Annotated in this window: 4 protein-coding genes and 1 pseudogene; 1 reads left to right on the top strand and 4 read right to left on the bottom strand. The window is 45.4% G+C overall.

Going from position 1 to position 6,000, the window contains the following annotated elements; translation table 11 throughout:
- Window positions 1-1,136, bottom strand: a 1,136-nt coding sequence (locus tag QF049_RS31305) for a uracil/xanthine transporter (protein ID WP_307543022.1), incomplete at its 3' end; no start/stop codon positions are given.
- Window positions 1,137-1,186: 50 nt separating this feature from the next.
- Window positions 1,187-1,774 carry an ankyrin repeat domain-containing protein gene (locus QF049_RS31300; protein ID WP_307543020.1) on the bottom strand — a complete coding sequence of 196 codons (588 nt, stop codon included), beginning with the start codon at window positions 1,772-1,774 and terminating at the stop codon, window positions 1,187-1,189.
- Window positions 1,775-1,958: 184 nt separating this feature from the next.
- Here QF049_RS31300 and QF049_RS31295 point away from each other — a divergent pair, with 184 nt between their 5' ends.
- On the top strand, window positions 1,959-2,861 hold the full coding sequence (locus QF049_RS31295; RefSeq protein ID WP_307543018.1) for a LysR family transcriptional regulator: 903 nt from the start codon (window positions 1,959-1,961) through the stop codon (window positions 2,859-2,861).
- A 73-nt stretch (window positions 2,862-2,934) separates the two neighbouring features.
- On the opposite strand, the pseudogene QF049_RS31290 reads toward QF049_RS31295, so the two are convergent.
- Both QF049_RS31290 and licT read right to left on the bottom strand, forming a co-directional pair.
- A pseudogene (locus QF049_RS31290) lies at window positions 2,935-4,840 on the bottom strand (beta-glucoside-specific PTS transporter subunit IIABC).
- Between the two features lie 128 nt (window positions 4,841-4,968).
- Window positions 4,969-5,820: a BglG family transcription antiterminator LicT gene (licT, locus tag QF049_RS31285; RefSeq protein WP_036668684.1), complete on the bottom strand. Its 852-nt coding sequence runs from the start codon at window positions 5,818-5,820 to the stop codon at window positions 4,969-4,971.
- Window positions 5,821-6,000: the final 180 nt, after the last annotated feature.

Raw genomic sequence — 6,000 nt, 5'->3', positions numbered from 1 at the left:
GAATTAAACGTTGTACCTTCAAGCGTTCTTAGTGCCGTGCCGAACATCTGAAGATAAGCCACGAACAAAACCGCACTGCCGACGCTTGGTGGTATTTGTGCAAAAAATGCTGTCACTGAAGGTGTAAGACCTATCATACATAACATCCCCGCTCCAATTATCAAGGCAGCACGACGCAGAATGCGAGTACTCTCCAGGAATCCGATCGATGATGCAAATAAACCAAAGGGCAGCACACCTACACAGGCTGACAACATCGTGAACAGACCCGTTAGCGCATAGGAATGCCTATACTGACGGCTTGTTGTTTCTGTCCGGTATAGTTTCTCAACTGTGCTTAATGTGGTGATCGAATTCGTCATGTTCACCAACCCCACGAAAAATGCAGTAATGACAATACCCGGTTCCCATCTGGGTGCTCCCCACGGAAACAGTTCGAGACCTGCCGGGGCCTGATTAGGCTGTCCGCTATGCTGTCCAGGAAACAATAGACTATAAGCGATCCAGCCTGCCACAATCCCAAACAGGATCGCGTAGTTCCCCAGTTTCCCCCTACCTTTTAATTGAATCCATGCCACCAAAAACGCAATGACAACGGACAATGCGGCAACAGGCAGATCGAAACGACCAAACTCCGTATATCCAATCATACCTTTGAAAAAATTCATGGTTAATTGAATCGTCATTAGAAACAACATGGCACTCTTCACCATAGGTGTGAACAGCTTTTGCAGCACTTGCGCTGCTCCCAGCCAACCCAGAATCACCATCGTTAGTCCCGCTAACAGAAAACCTGCAGCCAGTCCACCGCCAATACGCTCCAGACTCATACCGGCCGATGAAGCAGATACCGTCAAACTTAGCGTCAATCCCCACCATAACCCTGACGGACCATCCATAATCGCATATCGATGACCAAATACGGCTTGAAGAATACACACTGCTCCGGTAAGGATAAATGCGTGCTGCATGGAGGCAGCGATGGCATCCGGAGACAGATGAAAATTATGTCCAATGGATAGCGGAACAACAACGGTATTGGTAAACAGGAAGAAAAACCACTGTATACCTGCCAAAATCAGTGAAGATACGTCCTTCATATTCTTTTGTAAAAAATGCTCTTGATGTCTGTTCATTCGTTCGGAATATCCTTTCACTGTTCTGTATTATAAATGTATAAGTCTCTTCAGACTTGGGTTAATAGTCGTTCCATCTCGGCATACCGATGCCGGCTCGCATGTGCAAGCGGTGTAATCCCGTCCCGATCCGCAATCTTTGGATCTGCACCATATTGCAAAAGCAAGGCAACAATCTGCTGGTGACGCGGCCCGCCATCTCCCAAAATGACCGCTTCCAGCAAGGCTGTCCACCCCAGGTTGTTGATATGGTTCACATCCACATCACTGCGTGTCAGCAGAAGCTCCACAATGTCCACATGGCCCCGATCTGCTGCTGGGATAAGGGCTGTGCCGCCAAAACGATTCGTTAACCTCATATCCGCACCAGCTGTAATCGCCAATTCGACCATGTCATACATACCCTCAGCACTCGCATATAACAGCAGGTTGTCCAATCGTGCATCCCGAAGATTAATGTCGGCTCCGGCATCCACTAACATCCTTGCCGTGTCTATCTTGTTACCGTGCACCGCAGCCAGCAGAGGTGTTCGCCCCAATGCATCCCGTTCATTCAACCGGCTTCCCTGTTGTGTGATAAATCGAATGACCTCATCGGTATGGCCCGCTTGCGCAGCATCATGTATTGTTCTAACCACGTTGTTTTATCCTCCAATTCAAGGTCTTTCTCATGCAATAATATTCATATAGAAACCAAACTCTGTTAGTCAGGTATGCAAATCTAATGTATGGTAACATAAGATCGTAGTATATTAAAAATACATGTTTTGTTTGCTTTCCATACGAATTACATATACATTGCAAGCGAAGGAGAACAACCACTTGGATATCAAACAATGTCGCTATTTCATTGCCATTGCTGAGGAGAAACAGATTACAGCAGCAGCTCGAAGACTTCACATGGCTCAGCCACCCTTGAGCCAGCAGCTTAAGTTAATGGAAGAAGAGCTTGGTGTGATTCTATTTGAACGCAAAGGACGCATGATGGAGCTAACGCAGGCGGGTCGCAGCTTCTATGATTATGCGGTTACCTTGACCAAATATATGGAGGAAGCTGTAATGGAGATGCAAAGTTTCCGTCACGGCATACGGGGCAAACTCGCCATCGGCATCAATACCATATCGGATCGCCTGATCCCGCAAGCACTGCAACAGTTTCGCACCACCCATCCACAGGTTACCTATAAAATTCAGCAAAATGAGTCTGCACAATTATGCCGCCTGCTGGAAGATGGCAAAGTTGAACTCGCCTGTGTACGCATGCCCGTCCAGACAGAACGCTATGAGGTGCTGCACCTGCCACAGGAGCGACTCTTCTATATTTCTTCAACACCGCTGGATAGTCCGACAGAGATGGGACCAGGAGCGGAGATGGGGACTTATTTTGAGCAGCTTACAGGTATCCCTCTACTGCTTCCAAGCACAGAAGGACTCGGTATGTTCGAGCTAATTTTGGACAAGTTCCGGGAGCATCAGGTTACCCCCTCCATCATGGGTGAGTGCTCAGACATTAATATGTTGCTGGAACTGGTCCGACTCGGCTTCGCCAGTTCCATCGTGCCTCACACGGTACTACAGCTATATCACGAGCACCCATTCCACGTATATCGCATCCGGGATCAGCATTCCACGGTTGGCTCGGCGCTGGTCTGGCTGCAGAACCGTTATCTGTCCAAGCCTGCACAACACTTTGTGCAACTGGTCCAGGGTATGCTTCCCGTGTAAAAGGCTATATGCAAAAAAAAACAGCAGCTTTACCGGATTACATTCCGGTAAAGCTGCTGTTTCATTTCTATGGTTAAGCTTTAGCTGTGAACAACAAGTCTTTTTCTTTGATCGTAGTGCGACCAGCAGACTCAATCGACTCATACTGGTGCATGTTTGTAATAATAACTGGTGTAATCGTTGTATAACCAGCTTTTTCGATCTGTTCCCGGTCGAACTCCATCAGTACATCACCTACGGCAACCTTCACACCTGCTTGAACTTTAGGCGAGAAGAATTGACCTTTCAACTTCACGGTATCAATCCCGATATGAATCAACATCTCTGCGCCTGTATCACTTACCAGACCAATGGCATGTCCGCTCTTCGATAACGAGAACACAGTACCGTTAATTGGAGAAACCACACGTCCTTCAGATGGTTGAATCGCAAATCCTTTACCCATAATCTCTTCAGAGAACGCAGGGTCTGGCACTTCGCTCAGCGGTTTAACTTCACCTGTGATTGGGCTGAAGATTTGCTCATCTTGTGCTTTTGCTTCTTCAGTTACAACAGCAGAAGTTGTTGCTGCTGGTGTTGCCGGCTCAGCTGCTGGTGCTGGCTCTGTTGCATTTTCTTCTTGGAATCCAAGAATGTACGTCAGTACTGCTGCAGCTACGATGGCAATCAAACCACCAGCCAGAGCATAGAGCAGTGTGCTAATTGCTGGACTGATAAATGCTGCCACACTCGGCAGACCTGCAAGTCCTGTAATAACGTACGATTTAACATTGAAGATACCCATGAATCCACCAGCAATCGCTCCCCCGATAAGGGCTGCAATAAACGGTTTTTTGAACTTCATGTTGATACCATACATCGCTGGTTCCGTAATCCCCATGATAGCCGTAAGACCTGTGGAATATGCAAGGGATTTGGTTTTGCCATTTCTCGATCTGAGACCTACACCAAATGCTGCACCACCTTGTGCCAAGTTAGCTGCAAACATCAGTGGAATAATAAAGTCGTAACCCAGTGTTGTCATCGAACCAACTACGATTGGCAGCAATGCATAGTGCATACCTGTAATGATTAGCAGTGACATCGTACCACCAATCAGAATACTTGCGAAGATAGACATGTTATCGAACAACCATGAAATACCACCGGACAAACCATTACCAAGAACCGTACCCAATGGACCTACTGTCATCAATGTCAGTGGAACCATAATCAACAAGGTAACCGTTGGAACAACCAAGAGTTTAAGTGAAGCATGTGTTACACGATCAACGGCTTTCTCTACATATGAAGCAATCCAAACTGCTAGAACAATCGGAATAACTGTAGAAGAATACGTTGCCGCTATGACTGTAATCCCCATAAATGATGAGTTGTGACCATCAGCCAGTAGTGCTGTAATGGTCGGATGCATAATCCCTGCTGCGAGCGCTGCGGCAATATACATATTGCTACCCAGTTTACGGGCAGCACTGATTGCCAGAATGATCGGCAGGAAGTAGAATGCACCGTCACCAATCGCCGACAAAATGATATAGGTTGAACTAGTGTCGGACAACCACCCAAGTGCGACAAAGATGGCCACGATACCTTTGATCATACCTGCACCCGTAATTGCAGGCAGAATTGGTGTAAACATACCTGAGATGAAGTCGAACAGCGCACTTATTGGATTTCTCTTTTTCTTTTCTCCAGTTGAAGCACTTGATGTTGCATTATCTGCGTTTGGAGATTTGGACATGTTGCCAACGAGTGCGTTATACACGATTGGTACATCGTTACCGATGATAACTTGAAACTGTCCACCGTTCTCCATAACGCCCATAACGCCTAGTGTATTTTTTTAGCGTCGCTTTGTCCGCTTTTTGGTTGTCATTCAGGTTAAATCTGAGTCTTGTCATACAGTGAGTGACTTGATCAATATTCTCTTCGCCACCAACAAGTTTCAAAATATCCTTGGACAATTGTTGTTTATCCATTGTGTTTTGCTCCTTTTATGTGTAATGAAGGTTAAAAAAAAACCTAAACACTGAATAATGACAAAGCAGAAAAGCTTATCATTATTCAACGTTTAGGTTTTGCCTTTTTAGCAGTAACAATCCCAATTTTATTCAATTGTTTGTTCATTTCTGACAACTCGTTCAATATGAATGGTTAGATACAGTATTTCTTCCTTGGACAACACCCGATTATAGATCTTACGCGTATAGTCACTGATCCTTACTGCACATGCATGTGCTTCCGGATACTGCTTGCTCACCAAGTCATGAAGCGGGTTATCTTCTTCTTTATCTTCAATCGCCGTTCCTTGCAACACACGTTGGGCAAAGAACTTCAGATGAGTTAAAAACCGATAATAACTCAATGAATCTTCATCAAGTTCAATCACAAAGCTACGTCTTACGATGTTAAGTATGTCCTTAACAATGTTCGTAATACTGATCGTTTCCCTCATCTCACCGTTCATCTGGGCATTAACCAGATGCATTGCAATGAATGCGCATTCGTCTTCGGGTAACAGGACACCTAACGTTTCCTCAATAATCTGTAGCGCCTTGAGTCCAATGGCATATTCCTTTCGGTACATGCGCTTGATCTCCCAGAACAATGCGTTACGGATCTGCAATCCTTGACGATGTCGATCAATGGCAAAATGAATATGATCCGTCAGTGAAATGTAGATGCTTTCATGCAGCTTCTCACCTAACACCGTCTCGGCATAACGGATAATCTCATCCGAGCACTCGACATATTCAACCGGGATATCAGACAGAAGTGTTTTAAGTTTCTGTGATACTTCCTTACTTTCAAGCGAGAATATTTTTTCGACGAGACTCTCGTCAATCGATTCACCAGTATGCTTTTTGAAGGCAATTCCACGTCCCATAACGACCAGTTCGTTTCCTCCCGGATCAATTACGGTAACTACGTTGTTGTTCAGCACCTTCTCAATTTTCATTTCTTCACATCACCTTGCACCGTCAAAGTAGTAAAAGGCAAAACCAAAGCAGGTCACGAAATATGCCCCGCTTCTGGTTTTGCCTGATTGAACAGTAACAATCCAGTATTCATTAGCCTTAGGCCCATCTTACCATATAATTATCCATATGACAATGTTTTTGTGAAAGCGGTTAATGTG

Source organism: Paenibacillus sp. W4I10, from assembly GCF_030816325.1.
Taxonomy (GTDB): domain Bacteria; phylum Bacillota; class Bacilli; order Paenibacillales; family Paenibacillaceae; genus Paenibacillus; species Paenibacillus amylolyticus_B.
The sequence above is the reverse complement of the archived record's forward strand: the minus strand, read 5'-3'. Positions and strand labels throughout refer to the sequence as shown.